Here is a 22,521-nt window from a genome sequence, read left to right as displayed (position 1 = left end):
CCTCTTAGCCTTTGACGCACACTACCTGGCGTAAGGTGTGCAGCACTTCCACCAGCTCGCGCTGGGCGTGCATAACCTGGTCGATGTCCTTGTAGGCCATCGGAATTTCGTCGATCACATCGGCGTCCTTGCGGCACTCCACATGGGCGGTGGCGCGGATCTGGTCGGCCACGGTGAAGGTGTTCTTCGCCTTGGTGCGGCTCATGGTGCGCCCGGCGCCGTGGCTGCAGGAGCAGAACGACTCTTCGTTACCCAGCCCACGCACAATGAAGCTTTCGGCGCCCATGGAGCCCGGGATAATCCCCAGCTCACCTTTCTTCGCCGACACCGCACCTTTACGCGTAACCAGGATCTCTTCGCCGAAGTGCCGCTCTTTCTGCACGTAGTTGTGATGACAGTTCACCGCCTCCAGCGCCACTTCAAACGGTTTGCTGATCACCTGGCGCGTGGCCTGGACCACCGCACGCATCATCAACTCACGGTTCTGCCGGGCAAAATCCTGGGCCCAGCCCACGGCTTCCACGTAGTCATCGAAGTGCTGGCTGCCCTCTTCGAAGTACGCCAGATCGCGGTCCGGCAAGTTGGCCAGGTGTTGACGCATATCCGCCTGGGCCAGTTGGATAAACAGGTTGCCGATGGCATTCCCCACTCCACGCGAGCCGCTGTGCAACATGAACCACACACGGTTGGCTTCATCCAGGCACACCTCGACGAAATGGTTGCCGGTGCCCAGAGTGCCCAAGTGGTGGCGGTTGTTGCTGCGTTCCAGTTGCGGGTACTTGTCGGTGATCGCCTTGAAGCGTGGATGCAGCGCCGACCACACCTGATCGGCCTGGGCCGGTACATGTTCCCACGCGCCTTTGTCGCGGCCCTTTCGGCTACGGGTCCGACCATGGGGTACTGCGGCCTCGATGGCGCAACGCAGGCCGTGGAGGTTGTCGGGCAAGTCGCCGGCCATCAACGTGGTACGCGCAGCGATCATGCCGCAGCCGATATCCACGCCCACCGCCGCCGGGATGATCGCGCCCACGGTGGGGATCACGCTACCGATGGTCGAACCCTTGCCCAGGTGCACATCGGGCATCACCGCGAGGTGCTTGAAAATGAACGGCATCTGGGCGGTGTTCATCAGTTGCTTGCGCGCTTCAGGCTCCACAGGCACGCCCTGGGTCCAGAGTTTGATCGGCTTGCCGTTGGCGACTTCCAGCAGTTGGTAGGTGGTCTCTTGCATGATCTCGATTCTTTTGTGTGTAGGCCGGCGCTGCGGCGTTGGCTGAGGGATTGCAGCGGACGTGCCACGTTTTTCCCTATTTCTAAAATAATTTATAAGCGATTGTTTTATATGGATAATTTAAACAACTGCAGTTTGGGCTTTTGAAAAACGGTGACAACCCCTCAACCCAATCCATATCCTTGCATATCGCTATTTATCTTTTGGTCCAGTCATGAAACACAAGCGCACGGTCGCCATCGGGTTTATCGGGTCCAAGCTGGATCGCGTCGGCAAGGGCGCCAACCGCTGGAATCACTGGCGCCCCAGCGTCGGCCTGTGCCAGCAGGACAACCTGCAAGTCGATCGCCTGGAGTTGATCCACGACATCGACGCCCGTGACGTCAGCCTCGCCGAGCGGGTACGCGCCGACATCCAGCAGATCTCGCCTACTACCGAGGTGCGCCTGCACCCCATGCCACTGCACAACCCCTGGGATTTCGAAGAGGTCTACGGCGCGCTGCACGACTTTACCGCCGCCTACACCTTCGACACCGACCATGAGGACTACCTGGTCCACATCACCACCGGTACCCACGTGGCACAGATTTGCTGGTTCCTGCTCACCGAGGCACGCAACCTGCCGGCGCGCCTGATCCAGACAGCCCCCAGTCGCCGCCGGGACGACACCGCTCCCGCCACCGGCACCCACACCCTGATCGATCTCGACCTGTCGCGCTACGACCGCATCGCCTCGCGCTTCGCCCATCAACGCCTGGAAGGCCTGGCCTTCCTCAAGTCCGGGATCGCCACGCGCAACAGTGCGTTCAATGCCTCCATTGAACAGATCGAGCGCGTGGCCGTGCGCTCCACCGCGCCCATGCTGCTGATCGGCCCCACTGGCGCGGGCAAGTCCTTCCTCGCCCGACGCATTTACGAACTCAAGCGCAGCCGCCACCAGATCCAGGGGGGCTTTGTGGAAGTCAACTGCGCCACCCTGCGTGGCGATGGCGCCATGTCAGCGCTGTTCGGCCATACCAAGGGCGCCTTCACCGGCGCGCAGAACGCCCGCGACGGCCTGCTGCGCGCAGCAGACGGCGGTATGTTGTTCCTCGACGAGATCGGCGAACTGGGCCTGGATGAACAGGCGATGCTGCTCAAGGCCATCGAAGAAAAACGCTTCTACCCCATGGGCGCCGACCGTGAAGTGGCCAGCGACTTCCTGATCATCGCCGGTACTCACCGCGACCTGCGCGGGCGCGTGGCTGAAGGGCTGTTTCGTGAAGACCTGTATGCACGCATCAACCTGTGGACCTTTGACCTGCCAGGCCTGGCGGGAAGGCGCGAAGATATCGAGCCCAATATCGACTTCGAACTGGAACGCCATGCCCGCGAGCAAGGCCGGCGCGTGCGTTTCAACCTGCAAGCGCGCCGCCGCTACCTGGCGTTCGCCTGTTCCAGCGAAGCGGCGTGGCTGGGTAATTTTCGCGAGCTGTCGGCCTCCATCACACGCATGGCCACCCTGGCCGACAGCGGGCGTATTGATGAGGCCCAGGCCGAAGAGGAGATCCAGCGCCTGCGCTACGCCTGGGGACTGACCGAAACCCATGCACTGCTGCCGGCCGATCTGGACCTGTTCGACCAATTGCAACTCAAGGCAGTGATTGACGTATGCCTGCAATCCGACAGCCTTTCCGACGCCGGCCGACGACTGTTCGGGGTTTCGCGCCAGGCCAAGGCGCAACCCAATGACGCTGACCGCCTGCGCAAGTACCTGGCGCGCTTTGCCATTGATTGGAAGCAGTTGAAGCCTTAGGCCTTATGCGCGGCGAAAATCGCTGGCACTCAGCCCAAACCGACTCATCTTGTTGTACAGCCCGCCCCGCGACACGTTCAGTTGCCGGGCAGCCAGGCGGATGTTGCCGCCGGTATTTTGGAGTGCGGCGACGATGGCGTGCATTTCGTGGCTGCTCAGGTCCTGGGCGGGTGTCGGCTCGTAGGCGCGCAGCGGGGCGCGTTGGCGGCTTTCCAGCGGCAGGTCCAGCGGTTCGATCAACTCACCCATCGCCAGGTTGGTCGCCCGTTCAATACTGTTTTCCAACTCCCGCACATTGCCCGGCCAACCATAGGCCGACAGCAATGCCATCGCCTCCGGCGAAAAGCCCTGCACCGATTTACGCAACGAGCGTGCACAGCGCGCCAGGAAGTGCCGCGCCAGCAACGGAATGTCTTCGCGGCGCATGCGCAGGGGCGGCACGGTCAGGTTGAGCACGTTGAGGCGGTAGTAGAGGTCTTCGCGAAACGCACCTTCCGCTACCGCCTGGCTGAGGTTGCGGTGGGTGGCTGCGATGATGCGCACATCCACTTGCCGTGAGTTTTTCGCACCGACGCGGGTAATTTCCCCCTCCTGCAACACCCGCAACAGGCTGACCTGGGCATCGAAGGACATGTCGCCGATCTCATCGAGGAAGATAGTGCCGCCGTCTGCCAGTTCGAACTTGCCCGCCGAACCGCCACGGGTGGCGCCGGTGAACGCGCCTTCGACATGACCGAACAGCTCGCTTTGCACCAGGTCACGGGGGATTGCGCCGCAGTTGACCGCCACGAAGGGGCCTTTGTGGCGGTCGCTGCCGTTGTGGATGGCCTGGGCGAACAGCTCTTTGCCGGTGCCGCTTTCGCCGAGGATCAGGGTGGTGGAGTCGCTGCGACTGGCGATACGTCCCAGGTGCAGGGCGTCGTGGATGGCGCGGGAGTTGCCCTGGATGGTTTCAAATGTATAGCTGGCCTGGGTACCGATCAGGCGCCGGGTGATTTCGCGGATGCGGCGGTTTTCGCGCAGCGACACGATCACCCCGCCCTGCTCCAGCGGGCACACCGAAACCAGACAGGCGAGTTGGCTGCGATTGTTCAGGTGGAAGGTGCAATCGAGGTCGCGCACGGGCTCACCCAGGGCATCGCTCAACTCGCTACGGCCCAGTTGCTGGAACGGCCGCCCGATCAGCTCCAGCCCTACGCCGAACAACTGCCGGGCATAACGGTTGAGCGCCTTGATGCAGCCGCGCTCGTCCAACACCACCAGGCCTTCGTTGAGGACTTCGAGCACGGTTTGCTGCTCTTCCAGCAACGCCTGCAACGCCATCTGCCGCGACACTGCCTCGGCGGCCGCCTGCACCGTGCCGAGGGTATGGAAGTGAAACCAGCCAGGCTCGGCGGTGAGGGTCAGCATGGCCACGGTGTGCCCCTGGGCATTCCTGATCGGCGCGGCGGCGCAGTGCATGCGGCGCTGGCGCAGGCCGATGCCGAAGTTTTCCTCGGCCAGCACATACACCAGGCGGTCTTCGGCCAGGGCCAGGCCGGTGCAGTTGGTGCCTTGCACCGACTCCAGCAGGCGGCTGCCCACCGGAGTGATGTCCAGGCCACAGAAATACAGGGTGGTGCCATCGGCATCGGTGAGGTTGATATGCCCGCGCGGGTTGTAGGCCAGCAAGCCGTGCATGACTTGCGCGGCAGCGGCGATCAGCACGCGGTGGGTGGCCAGGGTGGCGGCCAGCGTGTCGGCGGCGACAAAGCGATAGGCGTTGTCGGCGGGATCGAGGCCGGCCTCGACGCTGCGCCGCCACGAATCCCAGATCACTGGGCGCACGGGTGCCGGACATTCGACCTGACCCGCCAGGCAATCGCGCCAGGCCTGCTCCAGCGCGGTCACCGGGCCGTCATTCAACGCGGCAGGCCCCAGGGTCGTCAGGTAATCGAGGTCTTGCACGCTGAAGGCCATGCTCATTGGGTGATATCCATGTTCATATTTTTGACATGTCAGTATAGGCATGTCATCAAAATGAACACTTATTATTGATAGATATTAATTAACCCTTATTAATCAATAACTTGAAAACTGGCACACGCCTTGCTCCTAGCCCTTTGCCCACCAGGACTGTCCTGAGGCCAATAACAACAAGGGGTCATCGCATGAGTACACAAAACATCCGCCTGGGTTTGATCGGTGCCGGTCGCATGGGCAGCTTCCACGGCCTGACCGCCGCACGGCACATCCCCGGCGCCAGCCTGGCGGCGATTGCCGACCCGACGCCCGGCCAGGCCGCCCGCCTCGCCGCCGAACTGGGGGTGAGCAAGGTCTACACCGACCCGCAACACTTGCTCGACGACCCGGACATCGACGGCGTGATCATCGCCGCCCCGGCGCGCAGCCATGCCGAACTGGTGATCAGCGCCGCACGCGCCGGCAAGGGCATCTTCTGCGAAAAACCCATGGCCATTACCCTCGATGAGGCCGACCGCGCTATCGCCGCTGCGGCCGATGCGCGGGTGCCGTTACAGGTGGGCTTCAACCGGCGTTTCGCCAAGAGCTTTCGCACCGCGCACCTTGACGTCGCCGCCGGCCGCATCGGCACCCCGCAGTTGCTGCGCTCGCTGACCCGCGACCCGGCGCTGAACAACCCGGCCAACTCGCCGCAATGGGTGATCTTCCTCGAAACCTTGATCCACGACTTCGACACCCTGCGCTACCTCAACCCCGGTGCCGAGGCCGTGCAGGTGTATGTGATGGCCGACGCGCTGATCGCACCGGAATTCAAGAGCAAAGGCTTCCTCGACACCGCCGTGGTTGCGATCCGCTTCGACAACGGCGCCATCGCCACCGCCGAGGCCAACTTCCAGGCCGTGTATGGCTACGACGTGCGCGGCGAGGTGTTCGGCAGTGCCGGCATGCTGAGCATGGGCAGCCTCAACGACAGCGACTTGGTGCGCTACCTGGCCCAAGGCATCCAGGCCGACACCCAGCGCCTGGACACCGACCTGTTGCGCGACGCCTACATTGCCGAACTGAATCACTTTGTCGACTGCCTGCGCAGCGGCGCCAAGCCGATGGCCAGTGGCGAAGACGCGCGCGCGGCCCTGGCGATTGCCCGCGCCTGTATCGAGTCGTTCGAAACCGGCAAGGCGGTGGCGGTATGAGCCCGTTCAAGCTGGCGGTCAGCGCCGAGATGGTGTTTCTCGACCTGCCGTTTGTCGAGCGTGTAAAGCGCATTCACGCGCTAGGGTTCAGCGCCGAAATCTGGAACTGGACAGATAAAGACATCGCCGCCCTGGCCGCCACCGGCGCCGATTTCACCTCGATGACCGGCTACATCAGCGGCACCCTCACCGACCCCGACGGCATCCGCCAACTGCTCGACAGCGCCCGCGAATCCCTGGGGGTAGCCGAGCAGTTGAAATGCCCCAGCCTCAACCTGCACGGCACCGGTCTGGGTGACGGTGGCCTGCCTGTTCAACCGGTGAGCCGGACCACCGGGCGCATGTGGCTGAGCGCCTGCAAGACCCTGGAAAAGATCGCCCGCCTGGGGCAAGACGCCGGCCGTGTGTTCCTGCTGGAAAACCTCAACACCGAGGTCGACCACCCCGGCACGCCGTTCGCCCGCGCCGACGACACGCTGGCGTTGATCGAGGCCGTGGGCAGCCCGCACTTGAAGATGAACCTAGACCTGTACCACGCGCAGATCGGCGAAGGAAACCTGATCGAGCTGATCCAGCGCGCCGGCCACCACATCGGCGAAATCCAGGTGGCCGACGTGCCGGGGCGCCAGGAGCCCGGCACCGGCGAAATCCACTACCCGGCCATCGCCCGGGCCTTGCATGCCATGGGCTACAGCGGCGTGGTCGGCCTGGAAGGCTGGGCCAGCGGTGACAGTGAGTTGGCCCTGGCACGTTTCCGCCAGGCGTTCACCCTATAACAATAAAAGGAACCCCCTTATGAACCGCTATTCATTGCTTGCTGCCACGCTGTTGCTGCTGTTCAGCCAATGGACCTTCGCCGCTTATCGCATCGGCGTGAGCATTGCCCGGGTCGACGACAACTTCATGACCTACGTGCGCACCGGCCTCGAAGCCGCCGCCAGGCAGCAGGACGTGCAGATCCAGTTCGAAGACGCCCAGGGCGACGTGGTGCGCCAGCTCAATCAGGTCGAAGGCTTTCTCAATCAGAAGGTCGACGCGGTGATCGTGCTGCCGGTGGACACTGCCGCCACCGCCAACATGACCCGAGCCGCCGTCTCCGCCAAGACACCGCTGGTGTACGTCAACCGCCACCCGGACGAGCCTACCCTGCCCAAAGGCGTGGTCACCGTGGCCTCCAACGACATCGAGGCCGGCCAGTTGCAGATGCGCTACCTGGCGGAAAAACTCGGTGGCAAGGGCAACGTGGTGATCATCATGGGCGACCTCGCACAGAACGCCACCCATGACCGCACCGAGGGCGCCAAACAGGTGCTCAAGGACTTTCCCGGGATCAAGGTGGTCGAGCAGCAAAGTGCTGAATGGCAACGCAGCAAGGGCATGGACCTGACCAGCAACTGGCTGCTGGCGGGCACGCCGTTCGATGCCATCGTGGCCAACAACGACGAAATGGCGATTGGGGCGGCCATGGCCTTGCAGCAGGCGGGCAAAGCCAAGGGCGATGTGGCGATTGTGGGCATTGATGGCTTGCCCGACGGGCTGGCGGCGATCAAGCGCGGCCTGCTGACGGCGTCGGTGTTCCAGGACCCGAAGGCCCAGGCCACCCAGGCCGTGCAGGCGGCGGTGCGGATGATCAAGGGCGAGGCGATTGAGCCGCAGGTGTGGGTGCCGTTCGAGCTGATCAAGCCCGAGCAAGTGGCGGTATTCGAGCAGCGCTACAAGTAGAGTGAGATACACAAATCCAAATGTGGGAGCAACTGTCTTGATGGCTTTCATCAAGCCATATTTGCAGAGACGGTAATGCTCCCACAGCTGTACGCCGTGTAATTTTTGAAATAGCTACCACGCGGGTTTAGGCGGGCTGCTCTCTCCATTCAGTTCCATCACGGATCATCGCGTTTAGGCGTACTAACAAAACACGCATACAAGCGATGAGTGCCACTTTGGGGCACTTGCCTTTCTCGCGCAGCGCTTTATATCGCACGGCAAACTCAGGCTGAAACCGGATCACTGACCAACAGGCCATGTACAGTGAGCGCCTGGCAGCGAACCTGCCGCCGCTGATGTGGCGCTTACCTTTGTGCTTGCCGCTATCGTCGTTGTAGGGCGCGGTACCGCTTAACGCAGCAATCTGATGCCTACCTATCTCGCCGAGTTCGGGAAGATAGGACATCAAACTGGCCGCCGTAACGAGTCCTATGCCTTTGACCGAGCACAGAAGAGATACCTTTTTACTATCCAGACGTTCAGCGCTTTGGCGAATCAGGTTTTCCAACTGCTTCAACACCCCTTGCAAATAGTCGATATGACTCTGTAATGCAGGTTTGATCACTTCAGAGGAAGCCGTTTTAAGCCGCCGTTTATCGTCATCTCTCTGCTGAACAAAGTGCTCCCGCTGTTGAACCAGCGCGCGCAGATCATCCTGCTCGGCGCTTGTAACGCGACTATCGGGTGATTTGATGACCGCTGCAAACTGCGCAAGAAGGCGTGCGTCTATCGGGTCGGTCTTGGCTTGTTGTCCCATCGCTTTGGCGAAACTTTTGGCTCGGCAAGGGTTAATCCGTATGACTTCAAGGCCGGCAGCTTGAAGCGCTTTCATGACTTTGCGCTCGTAACCGCCAGTAGCCTCAAGCAACACACGGCCTACACGATGCAGAGCGAGCCATCCAATCAGTCTGGGAAAATCACTTTCGCAATTGGGACAACTCATCGCCACATCTAGTTGATCAACCAGGATTTCTAGGCTGTCGCTGGAAACATCAATACCTGCTGGATAGGAAAACATGGCCAAACCCTCTTACACTCAAGGTGAGAGCGCTCTGGCTTGGCCCACGCTTGTAACTGTTCGAGGTGGGCTCGTTCAACTGTTCGGGCTCAATGACCAGAGTGGAGAGGTGAGTGGCAGCATGGGCTCCCACACGTGCTTTATGCACTTCGGGCATTCAGCTTGCCACTCACCGCTCTCAACCTCAGTTTAATCCTGGCTCAAGACACAAGCGGGCTTGCTCGCGATTGCGGTGGATCAGCCAATGGATCTGTTGACTGACACTCCGTATTCGCGAACAAGCCCGCTCCCACAGTGCTTACCGCGTCAGGCCTTTAGTCCAGGTCGCTGGCGTCATGCCGCTCGGCCAGTTGCTCATGGGGCTCACCGGACACCCGGTTGACCCGCCGCCCACGCTGCACCGCCGGCCGTGCTTCAATTGCGTCGGCCCAGCGCAACACATGCTTGTATTCATGCACCGAGAGGAACTCCGCCGCGCCATACAAACGGCCTTTGACCAACCCGCCATACCACGGCCAGATCGCGATATCGGCGATGGTGTATTCATCACCCGCGATGTATTCGCTCACCGCCAGGCGTTGGTCGAGCACATCGAGCTGACGCTTGGTCTCCATGGCAAAGCGGTTGATCGCATATTCCATCTTGCTCGGCGCATAGGCATAGAAGTGGCCGAAACCACCGCCCAGGTAGGGCGCGCTGCCCATCTGCCAGAACAACCACGACAGGCATTCGGCACGGGCCGCAGGCTCGGTGGGAAAGAACGCGCCGAACTTCTCCGCCAGGTATTGCAGGATCGCTCCCGACTCGAACACCCGAATCGGCGTGGCGCCGCTGCGGTCCAGCAGTGCCGGGATCTTGGAGTTGGGGTTCACCCCCACGAAGCCGCTGCCGAACTGGTCGCCGTCACCGATCTTGATCAACCAGGCATCGTACTCCGCGCCGCTGTGCCCGAGGGCCAACAGCTCTTCCAGCAGGATCGTGACCTTCTGCCCGTTGGGCGTGGCCAGGGAATACAGCTGCAGCGGATGCTTGCCCACCGGCAGTTCCTTGTCATGGGTGGCGCCGGCAATGGGACGGTTGATGCTGGCGAAAGTGCCGCCATTCTCGGTGTCCCAGGTCCACACTTTCGGGGGTACGTAATCGGTCATGCTTACTGCTCCAAATGTGCTTGCGTTCAACGAAGCGTTCCAGACTAAACCAAAGGTCGATGGCTCGTCACACCGTGAATGCGGCCAATCTCCAGGCTGACGTCAAAGATGCAGCGGTGCACCCACGGCGTCATTGCCGGGCACCGTTACCCGCAGCGCAATCAACAAGGCGGCCAATAGCATCAACACACCGGCGCCGAGAAACACGCCGCTGATGCCACTGAGACTGAACATCGCGCCCCCTCCGGCCGCGCCCGCCGCAATGGCCGATTGCACGGACGCCACCACCATGCCGCCGGCACTTTCAGCTTGATCCGGCACGCTGCGGGCTACCCAGTTCGACCACGCCACCGGCACGCCGCCAAACGCCATGCCCCACAGCGCCAGCAGCAACGCCTGGCCTGGCAGCGAGGCCGGCAGCAACACCAGCGCCAGCGCCGCGACGCCTACCAAGACCGGCATCAGCACCAGCGTGCCGCGTGGATAACGCACCAGCATCCAACCGGCCAACAGCGTGCCGACGAAATTGGCGGCGCCGAAGCCCAGCAGCATCAAGGCCAGCCCTTCGGTGCCCACGCCCGTGGTGCTTTCCAGGAAGGGGCGGATGTAGGTGAACAACGCAAAGTGCCCGGTGTGCACCAGCACGCAGCCCAACATGCCGATGGCGATCCCTGGGCGCAGCAGCACATCCAGCACCGTGCGCAAGCGTGCACTGCCCGTGGGAGCCAGGCGCGGCAGCGTGAACAGCTGGAACACCAGCGTCACCGTGCCGACCGCTGCCGCTGCCACAAATGCGCTGCGCCAGCCATACACACCGCCCAGGTAGCTGCCCAGCGGCACGGCAACCACCGTGCCCACGGCAATGCCACTGAAGATGATCGACAGCGCACGGGGCAGCAGCGCCGCCGGCACCAGGCGCATCGCGACCGCCGCCGCCATGCTCCAGAAGCCGCCCAGGGCTACACCCAGCAGGATGCGCATCAACAGCAGCACCGCCAGGCTGGAAGAAAACGCCACCAACAGGTTGGAGGCGATCATCAGCAGGGAAAAACCCAGCAGCACCACACGCCGGTCGATTCCACGCGTCAGGCCCGGCACCAGCAACCCGGCGAACAACGCCACCACCGCCGTCACTGTCACGGCCTGACCGGCCAGCGCCTCCGACACGCCAAGGTCCATCGCCATCGGCGTCAGCAGGCTGGCCGGCAGGTATTCGGCCGTCAACAAGCCGAACACCCCCATGGCCAGGGAAAACACCGCCATCCACGCGGGCGCATCGGGCGCCACCTGGGCAGGGTGAGTGGCTTGGGCTACATAATCATTCATCACACGACATCCTCGGTCATTAGCACGACGGCCAGTCTAGGTTTGCCAAACCGGATGATCTATGATGCAAACCCTTGAGTTTTTGACCGAAACCCCGAAAATGACTGCAGCGGCCCCGTTCAACCTGTCCTCCGACCTTATCGACGAACTGCTGCGCGGCATGCGCCTGCGCGGCGTGCAGTACCGGCGTATCCAGGCCGGGCCGAGCTTCGGCATGGGCTTTGACGCCAGACCGGGGCATGCCTACTTCCATTTCCTCGCTGCCGGGACGGCCACCCTGCGCACCGATGACGACAGCCTGTTCGAATTGTCGGCGGGCAATGCCGTGTTCATCTCCCACGGCGGCGCCCATGCGCTGCTGTCCAGTGCGGACAGGCCGGTGCAGGACATCGGCGGCTTTGACGCAACGTCGCTGGGCGACAGCGTCTGCGCCGTGGATGCATCACCCGACTCACCGCCGAGCACCTTGCTGTTCAGCGCCTGCATGGAGTTCGAACTCGGCAGTCTCCAGGGGCTTGGCAGCCTGATGCCGGCCTTGATGCTGATCGATGCCCAGGGCCAGCGTTACCCCGGCCTGATGCCGATCCTGGCGGTGATGGAGCGCGAAGTCGCCGCGGCTCGCGTCGGCTACCCTGGCATTCTCACGCGCCTGGCCGATGTGGTGGCCGCCATGATTGTGCGGGGTTGGGTGGAGTGTGCCTGCGGTAATGCCTCGGGGCTGGTGGCGGCGTTGCGCGACCCACGCCTGGCGGGCGCCCTGCTCGTCCTGCACCAGCAGCCCGGGCGCGATTGGAGCGTGGCCGAACTGGCCGCGCAGTGTCATACCTCCCGCTCGGTATTCGCCGAGCGCTTCCAGGCGACCCTGGGTATCCCGCCGCTGCGCTACATGACGGAACTGCGCATGCGCCTGGCCAGCCAGTGGCTGACCCTGGAGCGTTTACCCATCGAAGAAGTGGCGCTGCGCCTGGGCTACACCTCCCAGGCGGCGTTCAGTCGTGCATTCAAGCGCATTACCGGCCAGCCACCGGGAGCCAGCCGGCAGAACATCAGGCGTCCTGCCTGAATGACCGCAGCCTGACCTTGGCAGGCAACATTCAGTCATTGCGCATGCCGATCCTGTGCCCTTACTCTCTGGAGCCATCACCTTGAGAGCAACGGAGGCTTCATGAAACTGATCGGCATGCTGGACTCGCCCTACGTACGCCGCGTGGCCATTTCCCTGGACCTGTACGGCGTGGATTTTGTGCATGAACCGCTGTCGGTGTTCAGCACGTTCACCGAGTTTTCCCAGATCAACCCGGTGGTCAAGGCGCCGAGCCTGGTGCTGGATGACGGCACGGTGCTGATGGATTCCAGCCTGATCCTCGACTATCTGGAAACCCTGGCCCCCGCCGACAAAAAGCTGCTGCCCCCATCCGCCAGCGCCCGTGCCCATGACTTGCATATCCTTGGCCTGGCCCTGGCGGCCTGCGAGAAAAGCGTGCAGATCGTCTATGAACACAACCTGCGGCCTGCCGAAAAGCTGCATGCGCCCTGGCTGGATCGCGTCAGCGGGCAATTGCTGGCGGCCTACTCGCTGCTGGAAAAGCAACTGCCTGACAGTGACGTATTGACCCAGGCTTCCCTGACGGCGGCAGTCGCCTGGTCGTTCAGCCAGTTCACCGTGGCGTCGGTGGTCAAGGCCGATGCGTTCCCCAACCTCAAACGCCACGCCGAGCGCCTGGAACAGCACCCGGCTTTCAAGCGTTATCCAATCGAGTAGGCAAGGCAGTTCTAATGTGGGGGCGGCGTGACGATTCGAATTGCCGCCGATGGCGTGGCCTCAGTCTGCACACCTGTTACTGAAACACTGCCATCGGGGGCAAGCCCCCTCCCACATCAGTTCAGTGTTGACTGAAGGATTGAGCCCGACTCAGACCCAACCGCCATCCACAATAAAGTTCTGCGCCGAACACATCGCCGAGGCATCCGAGGCAAGAAACAACGCCATGTTGGCGATGTGTTCGGGTAGCACACTGCCCGGCAAACATTGGCTGCGGCTGATCAGTTCCTTGGCGGCCTCGTCGACCCACATCGCCAGCTGTTTTTCCGTCATCACCCAACCCGGCACCAGCGTGTTCACGCGGATGCGGCTCGGCCCCAGCTCGCGGGCCAGGGCGCGGGTCATGCCGTGGGCGGCGGCCTTGCTGGCGGCGTACACCGGGTAGCCGGCGGAAGCCATCATCCAGCCGACGGAGCCGAGGTTGATGATCGCCCCGCCGCCCGCGCCCTTCATCATCGGCACCACCGCCTTGGCGGCGAAGAAGGCGTGCTTGAGGTTGACGGAGATCAACCGGTCGAACATCTGCGAGTCGACCTCCTCCAGGGTATGGCGCACGTCATTGGCGGCGTTGTTCACCAGCACAGTGATCGGCCCCAGGGAGTGTTCGAAACGAGTGATAGCGGCTTTATAGGCAATCTCGTCGGTGATGTCGCAATTGACGAATTCCACGGTATGCCCGCGTGAACTCAACAGCGCTGCCAGGCGTTCGCCCTGGCTTTGTGCGCGGTCGACAAAGCCGACCTTGGCGCCTTGGGCCGCGAAGGCGCGCACCATGAACTCGCCGATGCCCGAGGCACCGCCGGAGATCAGGACGGTCTTGCCTTCAAGGTCGGGGTAAACCGCGTGTTGCGTCGTCATAAAAGGTTGCCTCGCTTAATTAGTCTTATTTTATTTTGCAAAAACCCGGTTTAAGGCTATAAATTTGCTGTCATATCGACAAAATATCGCACATTAGTAGAACTATTCCACTCAAAACAACAAAAGGAAGTTCGACCATGAAGCACCCTCGTTACCTGCTTTCGGGCCTCGCCCTGTCCATGCTGGTCGCCAGCGGCGGCGCCCAGGCGGCAGGCCTTACCAGCGAACACAAAGCGTTCGGTAAAACCAATGACGGCACCGCCGTCGAACAGTACATCCTGCGTAACAGCCATGGCATGCAAGCCACGGTGATCACCTACGGCGGCGTGTTGCAGTCGCTGAAGGTGCCGGACAAAAATGGCAAGCTCGACGACGTGGTACTGGGCTTTGACGACGTGCAAGGCTATCAGAGCGGTACGGCGTTCTTCGGCGCAACCATCGGCCGTTTCGGCAACCGCCTGGCCGGCGGTGCCTTCGAACTCGACGGCAAGCGCTACCAGGTGCCGCTCAACGACGGCCCCAACTCGCTGCACGGCGGCGCCCAGGGCTTCGACAAGCGGGTGTGGAAAGCCACCCAGGTCAAGGCCAAGGACTCGGTTGGCGTGACGCTCACCTACCTGTCCAAGGACGGTGAAATGGGCTTCCCCGGCAACCTGAAGACCGAAGTCACCTACCGCCTCAACGACAACAACGAACTGCACATCGACTACAGCGCCACCACCGACAAACCCACGGTGCTCAACCTCACCAACCACAGCTATTTCAACCTGGCTGGTGCGGGCAATGGCGACATCCTCAAGCAGGTCGCCACCTTGCATGCCAGCCATTACACGCCGGTGAATGCGACATTGATTCCTACCGGCGAACTGGCGCCGGTCAAGGGCACGCCGATGGACTTCCTCACGCCGACGCCGATCGGCCAGCACATCAAGGACGATCACCCGCAGCTCAAATTCGCCGAGCCGAAACAGGGTGGGTTCGACTTCAACTGGGCGCTGGACACCCAGGGTGATGTGAAGCAGTTGGCAGCCGAGGTGCATGATCCTGCGTCCGGGCGGCGCTTGCAGCTGTTTACCACCGAGCCTGGGGTGCAGTTTTATACCAGCAACTTCCTCGATGGTTCGGTGAAGGGCAAGGCTGGCAAGACCTATCAGCACTGGAGCGGGTTTACGCTGGAGACCCAGCATTTTCCAGATGCGCCTAACCAGCCCAAGTTTGCGTCCACTCGCCTGAACCCAGGGCAGACCTACACCCAGAACACTGTCTTCAAATTCTCCGCGGACTAAACCTGTGGGAGGGGGCTTGCCCCCGATAGCAGAGTGTCAGAGACAGAGGTGCAAACTGACACACCGCTATCGGGGGCAAGCCCCCTCCCACAGTGAGTCCTCACATGGCATCACTTAGCGTTGTTTCATGCGGTCGATGACCACCGCCAGCAGCAGGATCGAGCCGCGGATCACGTACTGGTAGAAGGTATCGATGTTCTTCAGGTTCATCGCATTCTCGATGATCGCCAAAATCAAAACGCCGGCGATCACATGGCGGATCATGCCTACCCCACCACTCAACGACACCCCGCCCAGCACGCACGCCGAGATCACGGTCAGCTCGAAGCCCTGGCCAATCATCGGCTGGCCGGAGGTCATGCGCGATGCCAGGATCACCCCGGCCAACGCACCGATCACCCCGTGCACGGCAAAGATCAGGATCTTGGTGCGGTCCACATTCACGCCGGCCAGCAACGCCGCTTCCGGGTTGCCGCCGATGGCCATGGTGTTGCGCCCGTAGGTGGTGTAGTTGAGCAGCCAGCCGAAGAACAGGAAGCACAGGACCGTGATCAGGATCGGCACCGGCACCCCCAGCAACTGGCCGTTGCCGAAGATGAAGAACTGATCCTGGGACACGCCCACCGCCTTGCCGTTGGCGAAGATGTACGCCAGGCCGCGCACGATCTGCATGGTCGCCAGGGTGGTGATCAGCGCGTTGACCCGCAGCTTGGCGATCACGATGCCGTTGATCAGCCCCACTACCAGGCCCATCAGCAAGGCGGCGCCAATGCCGAGCAGGACGCTGTCGGTGTCGCGCATCACAATCGCCGCCACCACCCCGGCACAGGCGATCACCGAGCCCACCGACAGGTCGAAATGCCCCGACGCCAGGCAGAACAGCATGGTGCAGGCGGCGATGCCCACGGTGGAAATCGCCAGGCCCAGGCCACGCATGTTCAGCGGAGACAGGAAGTTGTCGATCAGCAAGGCGCACAGCAAGAAGATGCTCACCGCCGCCAGCAGCATCGCCCAGTTGTCCAGCAGTGCACGCAGGTCCAGGGGCTTGCGCGCCGTGGGCAGCACGTTGTGTTGAGTGGTCATAGTCGTCTCTCAGTTCGCCACGCTGCGCGGCAGGGCCAGTTGCAGCAGATTGGATTCGGTAGCGTGTTCGCGGGTTTGTTCGCCGCGCATCGCGCCTTCGCACAGCACCAGGATGCGGTCGGAGATGCCCATCACTTCCATCAGGTCGCTGGACACCACGATCACCGCAATGCCCTGGGCCGCCAGGTTATGGATGATCTGGTAGATCTCGGCCTTGGCGCCGATGTCGATGCCACGGGTCGGTTCGTCCAGCAGCAGCACCTTCATCGGCATCGACAGCCAGCGACCGAGAATGGCCTTCTGCTGGTTGCCGCCGGACAGGTACATGATCTTCTGCGCGGCGTTGGGCGTCTTGACCTTCATGGCCTGGATCTGCTGGTCGGCGTTGCCCTTTTCCCAGCCCTCGCGCAGCAGCCAGCCGAACGTGGAGTGGGCACCGCGTGCGCTGATATTGATGTTCTCGGCGACGCTGGACAGCGGAATGATGCCCTCCTTCTTGCGGTCTTCCGGGCACAGCAGCACGCCGGCGGCGATGGCATCCCTGGGCGAGCGCAGTTGCAGCGCCTGCCCGCACAATTGCAGGCTACCGGCACTGGTGCGCTCCAGACCGCTGAGCAGCCGGAACAGTTCGGTGCGCCCTGCCCCAACCAACCCGAACAGGCCAAGGATCTCGCCCTTGCGCACACTGAAACTGATCGGCTCACGCAAGCCGGGACCGAGCAGGCCGTCGACCTTGAGCGCGACTTCGCCGTGCTCACGCGGGCGGTAGTCGTAGATGTCCTGGATGTCGCGACCGACCATGCAGGTCACCAGTTGGTCGTGAGTCAACGCGCTCATGTCGTCGAAGGTGCGCACGTAGCGACCGTCCTTGAACACCGTGACGGCGTTGCAGATGCGGAACACTTCTTCCATGCGGTGCGACACATAGAGCACCACTTTGCCCTCATCGCGCAGGCGGGTGATGATCGCCATCAGGCGGTCGATTTCCCGCGCCGACAGGCTGCTGGTGGGCTCGTCGAAGGCGATTACATGGGCGCCACGGGACAGCGCCTTGGCGATTTCCACCAGTTGGCGCTGCCCTAGGGACAGGCGCCCGAGCTTCTCGGCAGGGTCGATTTCATCCGCCAGTCCCTTGAGACACGCGAGGGCCTGCTTGCGCAGGAGCCCCCGGTTGACCACGCCAAAACGCGACGGCAAGTGGCCGAGGAACAGGTTTTCGGCCACCGTCATTTCCGGCACCAGATGCAGTTCCTGGTGGATCACCGCCACGCCGCTGGCAATGCTGTCGGCGGCGCATTTGAAGGCCATGGTCTGCGCGCCGATGTGCAGCGAGCCGCTGTTGGGAATGTAGGCGCCGCCGAGGATCTTCAACAGCGTCGACTTGCCCGCACCGTTCTCGCCCATCAGGGCGTGCACCTGCCCGGGGTGGGCGGTAAAGCTGATGCCATCCAACGCCTTGACCCCGGGAAAGGTCTTGCCGATGCCGTCAAAGCGCAGGGCCGCAGCGGTCATTGCCACAACCCGATCTTGGTCAGTTCTTCCTTGAAGTTGGCGCGGGTGATCAGCGTCACTTCGTCCATCGCCGTGTATTTCGCAGGCTCGGTGCCTTTAGTGACCCACTCGTACATCATCAGCGCGGTGTTGTAGCCCTCGATGTGCGGGCTGGGCAGCATCGAGCCGAAGAAGCCGCTGTCAGGCTTTTTCAGTTCGCCAATGGCGTCGGTGCCATTGATGCCGATGCCGATCACGTTGGCCGCCTTGAAGCCGGCGCTTTCGGTGGCGCGTACGCCGCCGAGCACGGTGTTGTCGTTCATGCCGCCGATGATCAGGTTTTTCGCGCCGCTGGGCAGCTTGACCAGGGCCGAGTTGGTGGCGTCCATGCTGCCGGGTACGTCGAGGGTCTTGGCGGCGGTGAACAGGATGTGGTCCTTGGGCATGCCGGCCTCTTCCAGGGATTTGACCGAGCCGTCGGTGCGTTTCTTGCCGGTGTCGAGTTCGTTGAAGGTGTTGATCACCGCGTAGGTGTCCTTCCAGTCCCAGCCGCGTTTTTTCGCTTCGGCCGCCATTGCTGCGCCCTGCTTCTGGCCCACTTCAAAGGCCGCCATGCCCAGGTACGGCACGTCTTCCATAAAGTTGCCCTTGGCGTCGACAAAGCGGTCATCCACGGCGATGACTTTTAAACCATTGGCCTTGGCCTTGGCCACGATAGCCGGGCCGAGGGACACGTCCGGCGGGCAGATCACAAAGCCCTTGGCACCGTTGGCAGCCAGGCTGTCGATGGCCGACAGGGTCTTCTCGCCATCGGGCACGGCGATCTTGATCACGGTGAAGCCATGTTCCTTGCCGGCTTTCTCGGCGAAGGCCCATTCGGTCTGGAACCACGGCTCCTCAGCCTGCTTGACCAGGAAACCGATCTTCACTTCTTCAGCGGCCAGCAACAGCCCGCTCAAGCTCATGGCCGAGACCGCCACAGCGGCGCAGCACAGGGAACGCAAACCACGACGACGATTCATACGGGTGACTCCTTGTTGTTGTTTTTAAACGGGGACTTATCCGGCAAAGCGATGACAGGGTTTCCCAGGCACATCGACCTCGATGGCCAATACCGCGCCATCCAAGGGGTGATCCAACGGGCTGGCCGCGCTGGTGATGTACAGGGTGGTGAGGTCCGGGCCACCAAATACGCAACTGGTGGGGCGGCTGACGGGCAGTTCGATGATGCGGTCGACGGCGCCGTCGGGCGTGAGGCGCAGCAGGCAACTGCCATCCCAGCGGGCGTTCCAGATAAAGCCTTCCACATCCATGGCCGAACCGTCCGGCCCGCCACGCTCGTGGGGACCGAACCACACCTGCGCGGATTCGAGTTGGCCGTCCGGCTGGATAGCGTGGCGGTACAGCGTGCCGTCCAGGCTGTCGCCAAAATGCACGTGGCGGCTGTCATCGCTCCACAGCAAGGTGTTGGGAATGCCCAGGCCGCTGAGCAACGGCGTGACCTGCGCATCGGCATCGATACGAAACAGGCCACCGGAGCGCCGGGTGATGGGCAGGTCTTCACCCTGCTCGCCGATGTTGTTCTGCATGGTGCCCAGCCACAGGCGGCCCTGGGCATCGCAGCGTGCTTCGTTGCCACGGTTGCCCGGTTGCGGGTCGGCCACGCACAGCAGGGTCAGGGCCTCGGTGACCAGGTCGAGGCGATACACGCCGCTGCTCAGGGTCACCAGGGCATCGCCGCCCTCACACGGGATGAACGCCGAAACATGCTCGGGCAACTGCCACACCCGCAACTGCCCGCCCATCAGGCGCAGTGCCTGTTTGCCGGCAATATTCACCCAGTACAGTGCCTGGGTGGGCGCGTCCCAGAACGGTCCCTCGCCCAATTGCGCACGGTGCGGGGTAACGGCGATACACGACATGATGCCTCCTGGATTGTTGTTGTTCTCAGGTGCGCGTTACAGCGGGTCGCGGGATGGCGTGCCATCCACCAGCCGCTGGATACGCAACGGGTTGGCGTTTTTCAACGCGTCGGGCAGCAGGCTATCAGGGTAATTCTGGAAGCACACGGGGCGCAGGAAACGCTCGATGGCCAAGGTGCCGACCGAGGTGCCACGGGCATCCGAGGTGGCCGGGTACGGGCCGCCGTGCACCATCGAATCGCAGACTTCCACACCGGTGGGGTAGCCGTTGAGCAGGATGCGCCCGACTTTCTGCTCCAGCAGCGGCGTGAGTTCGGCGAACTGTTGCAGGTCGGCGGGCTCGCCAATGATCGTCGCCGTGAGCTGGCCGTGCAGACCGTGCAAGGCGGCGCTGAGTTGGGCCTGGTCGGCGACTTCGACGAACACGGTGGTGGGGCCGAACACTTCTTCCTGCAGCACTTCATCGCCGTCGATCAACAGGTTCGCATCGGCCTTGAACAGCTGTGGTTGCGCCTGATTGCCAACCTGCTGGCTGCCCGCCAGGTGCTGGATGCCAGGGTGCGCCAGGAGTTTTTCCAGGCCCTTGCCGTAGCTACCCAGGGTGCCGGCGTTGAGCATGGTCTGCGCCGGTTGCTCGCCGATCAGTCGGGCGACGTGTTGGGTGAATGCGGTGAATGCGGGCGACGCGATACCGATCACCAGGCCGGGGTTGGTGCAGAACTGGCCGCAGCCTTGTACCACCGAGGCGGTCAGGTCGCGCGCCACGCTGTCGGCCCGCGCGGTCAGGGCCTGGGGCAATACGATCACCGGGTTGATGCTCGACATCTCGGCGAACACCGGGATCGGCTGCGGGCGCGCCGCCGCCATGTCGCACAAGGCACGCCCGCCCTTGAGCGAGCCAGTAAAGCCCACCGCCTGGATCGCCGGGTGCTTGACCAGCGCTTCACCCACGCCACCGCCGAAGATCATATTGAACACACCGGCCGGCATCTCGGTAGCCTCGGCCGCGCGGATGATCGCATCGGCGACGCGTTCGGCAGTCGCCATATGCCCGCTGTGGGCCTTGAACACCACCGGGCAACCTGCCGCCAAAGCCGCCGCTGTATCACCGCCCGCCGTGGAAAACGCCAGGGGGAAGTTGCTCGCGCCAAACACCGCGACCGGCCCCAGGCCGATGCGGTATTGACGCAGGTCCGGGCGTGGCAGCGGTTGGCGGTCGGGCAGTGCCTTGTCGATGCGCGCACCGTAGAAATCACCGCGACGCAGCACTGTGGCGAACAGGCGCATCTGGCCGCTGGTACGCCCGCGCTCGCCCTTGATGCGTGCAGCCGGCAGTGCCGTTTCGCGGCAGACCAGTTCGACAAAATCATCCCCCAACGCGTCCAGCTCATCGGCCACTGCATCCAGGAACTGTGCACGGCGCGATGCGCTCAAGGCGCGGTACGCAGGGTAGGCCTGCGCGGCAGCCTTGGCGGCGGCGTCGACTTCCTGCGGCGTGGCCTGGAAAAAGTCCTGGGGCAAGGCCTCGCCGGTGCTGGCGTCGACGCTTTTCAGCGTGACGCTGCCGTTGGCGCTGCGCTGGCCGCCGATGTAGTTGTGGCCGAGAAACTGAGTCATGGGGCTCTCCATTAAAGGGTGATGACGTTGCCGGGTTCGAACGCCGCAGCGCTGCTGCCGACACGGTTGACCAGCGGCGCACCGAACTCGGCCTGGCTGATCTCGAACACATCGCCGGCCTGGGTCCGTATACCGTCGGCGAATGACAGCGTGGCGGTGCCGAAGAAGTGGATGTGCACATCGCCGGGCTTGAGGAACTGGTGGTATTTGAAGTGGTGGTATTCGAGGTTCTCCAGGCTGTGGCACATATTGGCCTCGCCGCTGAGGAACTCGTTCTGCCAGATCACTTCGCCATTGCGCAGAATGCGGCTGGTGCCCGCCAGGTGCTGGGGCAGTTCACCCACGCGCAACTCCGGGCCGTAGCTGCAACTGCGCAGCTTGGAATGGGCCAGGTACAGGTAGTTCTTGCGCTCCATGATGTGGTCGGAGAATTCGTTGCCCACCGCAAAACCGACGCGATAGGGCTTGCTGTCCGGGCCGATCACATACAGGCCGCCGATCTCCGGTTCCTCACCGGCATCCTCGGCAAACGGTGGTACCGGGAAGGCCGCGCCGGGGCGCACCACGATGCTGCCGTCCCCCTTGTAGAACCACTCGGGTTGCACGCCCGCCTGGCCAGACGGTGGACGACCGCCCTCCACGCCCCATTTGAAGATGCGCATGGTGTCGGTCAGTGCGGTGTCGTCGCCGGCCTGGTGCATCTTGTCCCGCGCCGAGGCACTGCCCAGGTGGGTCAGGCCGGTGCCGCTGATCAGCATATGGGCCGGGTCCGGGTGGTCCAGCGGCGGAAGGATCCTCAAGTCGGCCAGCAGCGTTGCGTAGTCGTAGCTGTCGCCCAGGCCCAGGCTGTCCACGTGTTGCGCCAGGCCTACGCCGGCGTCGATGGCAGCGAGGGCCAACTCGCGCACGCTGCGGGCTGTGTGTACTTCGCGCAGCTGGGTGCCGTCGACCACGCCGACGCGGCGGTCACCGTTACGCAACTCGAACTGAACTAAACGCATGACT

19 protein-coding genes are annotated in these 22,521 nt (G+C 62.9%); 7 read left to right on the top strand and 12 right to left on the bottom strand.

Features of this window, described 5'->3' with window-relative positions:
- Positions 1–4: 4 nt before the first annotated feature.
- Complete coding sequence (locus ACZ445_RS11410) at positions 5–1,231, bottom strand: RtcB family protein (protein ID WP_464708334.1); 1,227 nt, start codon at positions 1,229–1,231, stop codon at positions 5–7.
- Between the two features lie 214 nt (positions 1,232–1,445).
- Between ACZ445_RS11410 and rtcR the strand changes: the two genes are divergently transcribed.
- Positions 1,446–3,026, top strand: coding sequence for an RNA repair transcriptional activator RtcR (rtcR, locus tag ACZ445_RS11405; RefSeq protein ID WP_058426966.1), 1,581 nt, complete (start codon positions 1,446–1,448; stop codon positions 3,024–3,026).
- A 3-nt stretch (positions 3,027–3,029) separates the two neighbouring features.
- Here rtcR and ACZ445_RS11400 read toward each other — a convergent pair whose 3' ends face one another.
- A complete protein-coding gene (locus ACZ445_RS11400; RefSeq protein WP_464708333.1) occupies positions 3,030–4,991 on the bottom strand; it encodes a sigma-54 interaction domain-containing protein in 1,962 nt (653 codons plus the stop codon).
- Between the two features lie 185 nt (positions 4,992–5,176).
- On the opposite strand from ACZ445_RS11400, the gene ACZ445_RS11395 reads away from it, so the two are divergent.
- From ACZ445_RS11395 to ACZ445_RS11385, 3 genes are read left to right on the top strand one after another with little or no spacing between them, the layout of a single operon-like run.
- Entirely contained in the window at positions 5,177–6,181 is a 1,005-nt protein-coding gene (locus tag ACZ445_RS11395) for a Gfo/Idh/MocA family oxidoreductase (RefSeq protein WP_058426968.1), read from the top strand.
- Positions 6,178–6,957 carry a TIM barrel protein gene (locus ACZ445_RS11390; protein WP_464708331.1) on the top strand — a complete coding sequence of 260 codons (780 nt, stop codon included), beginning with the start codon at positions 6,178–6,180 and terminating at the stop codon, positions 6,955–6,957. Before ACZ445_RS11395 ends, ACZ445_RS11390 begins: the two co-directional genes overlap by 4 nt.
- 19 nt (positions 6,958–6,976) lie before the next feature.
- Positions 6,977–7,903, top strand: coding sequence for a sugar ABC transporter substrate-binding protein (locus ACZ445_RS11385; RefSeq protein ID WP_464708330.1), 927 nt, complete (start codon positions 6,977–6,979; stop codon positions 7,901–7,903).
- 127 nt (positions 7,904–8,030) lie between these two features.
- Here ACZ445_RS11385 and ACZ445_RS11380 read toward each other — a convergent pair whose 3' ends face one another.
- The 3 genes from ACZ445_RS11380 to ACZ445_RS11370 form a co-directional block, all read right to left on the bottom strand.
- Complete coding sequence (locus tag ACZ445_RS11380) at positions 8,031–8,963, bottom strand: IS110 family transposase (RefSeq protein WP_464705228.1); 933 nt, start codon at positions 8,961–8,963, stop codon at positions 8,031–8,033.
- Positions 8,964–9,277: 314 nt separating this feature from the next.
- Entirely contained in the window at positions 9,278–10,111 is an 834-nt protein-coding gene (yghU, locus tag ACZ445_RS11375; protein ID WP_464708328.1) for a glutathione-dependent disulfide-bond oxidoreductase, read from the bottom strand.
- Positions 10,112–10,213: 102 nt separating this feature from the next.
- A complete protein-coding gene (locus tag ACZ445_RS11370; protein ID WP_464708326.1) occupies positions 10,214–11,437 on the bottom strand; it encodes an MFS transporter in 1,224 nt (407 codons plus the stop codon).
- Positions 11,438–11,501: 64 nt separating this feature from the next.
- Here ACZ445_RS11370 and ACZ445_RS11365 point away from each other — a divergent pair, with 64 nt between their 5' ends.
- The gene (locus ACZ445_RS11365; RefSeq protein WP_464708605.1) at positions 11,502–12,500 is read left to right on the top strand and encodes a cupin domain-containing protein; all 999 of its coding nucleotides are present in this window, start codon (positions 11,502–11,504) and stop codon (positions 12,498–12,500) included.
- 102 nt (positions 12,501–12,602) lie between these two features.
- Entirely contained in the window at positions 12,603–13,199 is a 597-nt protein-coding gene (locus ACZ445_RS11360) for a glutathione S-transferase (RefSeq protein ID WP_310863528.1), read from the top strand.
- A 150-nt stretch (positions 13,200–13,349) separates the two neighbouring features.
- Here ACZ445_RS11360 and ACZ445_RS11355 read toward each other — a convergent pair whose 3' ends face one another.
- On the bottom strand, positions 13,350–14,117 hold the full coding sequence (locus ACZ445_RS11355) for an SDR family NAD(P)-dependent oxidoreductase (RefSeq protein WP_058426974.1): 768 nt from the start codon (positions 14,115–14,117) through the stop codon (positions 13,350–13,352).
- A 137-nt stretch (positions 14,118–14,254) separates the two neighbouring features.
- Here ACZ445_RS11355 and ACZ445_RS11350 point away from each other — a divergent pair, with 137 nt between their 5' ends.
- Positions 14,255–15,403, top strand: coding sequence for an aldose epimerase family protein (locus ACZ445_RS11350; protein ID WP_310863529.1), 1,149 nt, complete (start codon positions 14,255–14,257; stop codon positions 15,401–15,403).
- A gap of 114 nt (positions 15,404–15,517) precedes the next feature.
- On the opposite strand, the gene araH is transcribed toward ACZ445_RS11350, so the two are convergent.
- From araH to araD1, 6 genes are read right to left on the bottom strand one after another with little or no spacing between them, the layout of a single operon-like run.
- The gene (gene araH / locus ACZ445_RS11345; RefSeq protein ID WP_058426976.1) at positions 15,518–16,486 is read right to left on the bottom strand and encodes an L-arabinose ABC transporter permease AraH; all 969 of its coding nucleotides are present in this window, start codon (positions 16,484–16,486) and stop codon (positions 15,518–15,520) included.
- Positions 16,487–16,495: 9 nt separating this feature from the next.
- Positions 16,496–17,998, bottom strand: a complete 1,503-nt coding sequence (araG, locus tag ACZ445_RS11340; RefSeq protein WP_058426977.1) for an L-arabinose ABC transporter ATP-binding protein AraG — start codon at positions 17,996–17,998, stop codon at positions 16,496–16,498.
- Entirely contained in the window at positions 17,995–18,999 is a 1,005-nt protein-coding gene (locus ACZ445_RS11335; RefSeq protein WP_058426978.1) for a substrate-binding domain-containing protein, read from the bottom strand. Before ACZ445_RS11335 ends, araG begins: the two co-directional genes overlap by 4 nt.
- A gap of 36 nt (positions 19,000–19,035) precedes the next feature.
- Positions 19,036–19,899 carry an SMP-30/gluconolactonase/LRE family protein gene (locus tag ACZ445_RS11330; RefSeq protein WP_058426979.1) on the bottom strand — a complete coding sequence of 288 codons (864 nt, stop codon included), beginning with the start codon at positions 19,897–19,899 and terminating at the stop codon, positions 19,036–19,038.
- A 36-nt stretch (positions 19,900–19,935) separates the two neighbouring features.
- On the bottom strand, positions 19,936–21,516 hold the full coding sequence (locus ACZ445_RS11325; RefSeq protein WP_058426980.1) for an aldehyde dehydrogenase (NADP(+)): 1,581 nt from the start codon (positions 21,514–21,516) through the stop codon (positions 19,936–19,938).
- 11 nt (positions 21,517–21,527) lie between these two features.
- Complete coding sequence (gene araD1, locus ACZ445_RS11320; protein ID WP_058426981.1) at positions 21,528–22,517, bottom strand: AraD1 family protein; 990 nt, start codon at positions 22,515–22,517, stop codon at positions 21,528–21,530.
- Positions 22,518–22,521: the final 4 nt, after the last annotated feature.

Source organism: Pseudomonas allii, assembly GCF_055380095.1.
Note: the sequence above shows the minus strand (reverse complement) of the source record. Positions and strands in the feature narration are given on the sequence as shown.

Bases quoted from the DNA above. Each gene is read 5' to 3' on its own strand.
- ACZ445_RS11395 (WP_058426968.1), top strand. From the start codon at position 5,177: ATGAGTACACAAAACATCCGCCTGGGTTTGATCGGTGCCGGTCGCATG.
- ACZ445_RS11360 (WP_310863528.1), top strand. From the start codon at position 12,603: ATGAAACTGATCGGCATGCTGGACTCGCCCTACGTACGCCGCGTGGCC.
- ACZ445_RS11380 (WP_464705228.1), bottom strand. From the start codon at position 8,963: ATGTTTTCCTATCCAGCAGGTATTGATGTTTCCAGCGACAGCCTAGAA.
- ACZ445_RS11335 (WP_058426978.1), bottom strand. From the start codon at position 18,999: ATGAATCGTCGTCGTGGTTTGCGTTCCCTGTGCTGCGCCGCTGTGGCG.
- rtcR (WP_058426966.1), top strand. From the start codon at position 1,446: ATGAAACACAAGCGCACGGTCGCCATCGGGTTTATCGGGTCCAAGCTG.
- ACZ445_RS11350 (WP_310863529.1), top strand. From the start codon at position 14,255: ATGAAGCACCCTCGTTACCTGCTTTCGGGCCTCGCCCTGTCCATGCTG.
- ACZ445_RS11410 (WP_464708334.1), bottom strand. From the start codon at position 1,231: ATGCAAGAGACCACCTACCAACTGCTGGAAGTCGCCAACGGCAAGCCG.
- ACZ445_RS11365 (WP_464708605.1), top strand. From the start codon at position 11,502: ATGCAAACCCTTGAGTTTTTGACCGAAACCCCGAAAATGACTGCAGCG.
- araD1 (WP_058426981.1), bottom strand. From the start codon at position 22,517: ATGCGTTTAGTTCAGTTCGAGTTGCGTAACGGTGACCGCCGCGTCGGC.
- yghU (WP_464708328.1), bottom strand. From the start codon at position 10,111: ATGACCGATTACGTACCCCCGAAAGTGTGGACCTGGGACACCGAGAAT.
- ACZ445_RS11370 (WP_464708326.1), bottom strand. From the start codon at position 11,437: ATGAATGATTATGTAGCCCAAGCCACTCACCCTGCCCAGGTGGCGCCC.
- ACZ445_RS11325 (WP_058426980.1), bottom strand. From the start codon at position 21,516: ATGACTCAGTTTCTCGGCCACAACTACATCGGCGGCCAGCGCAGCGCC.
- araH (WP_058426976.1), bottom strand. From the start codon at position 16,486: ATGACCACTCAACACAACGTGCTGCCCACGGCGCGCAAGCCCCTGGAC.
- araG (WP_058426977.1), bottom strand. From the start codon at position 17,998: ATGACCGCTGCGGCCCTGCGCTTTGACGGCATCGGCAAGACCTTTCCC.
- ACZ445_RS11385 (WP_464708330.1), top strand. From the start codon at position 6,977: ATGAACCGCTATTCATTGCTTGCTGCCACGCTGTTGCTGCTGTTCAGC.
- ACZ445_RS11330 (WP_058426979.1), bottom strand. From the start codon at position 19,899: ATGTCGTGTATCGCCGTTACCCCGCACCGTGCGCAATTGGGCGAGGGA.
- ACZ445_RS11355 (WP_058426974.1), bottom strand. From the start codon at position 14,117: ATGACGACGCAACACGCGGTTTACCCCGACCTTGAAGGCAAGACCGTC.
- ACZ445_RS11390 (WP_464708331.1), top strand. From the start codon at position 6,178: ATGAGCCCGTTCAAGCTGGCGGTCAGCGCCGAGATGGTGTTTCTCGAC.
- ACZ445_RS11400 (WP_464708333.1), bottom strand. From the start codon at position 4,991: ATGAGCATGGCCTTCAGCGTGCAAGACCTCGATTACCTGACGACCCTG.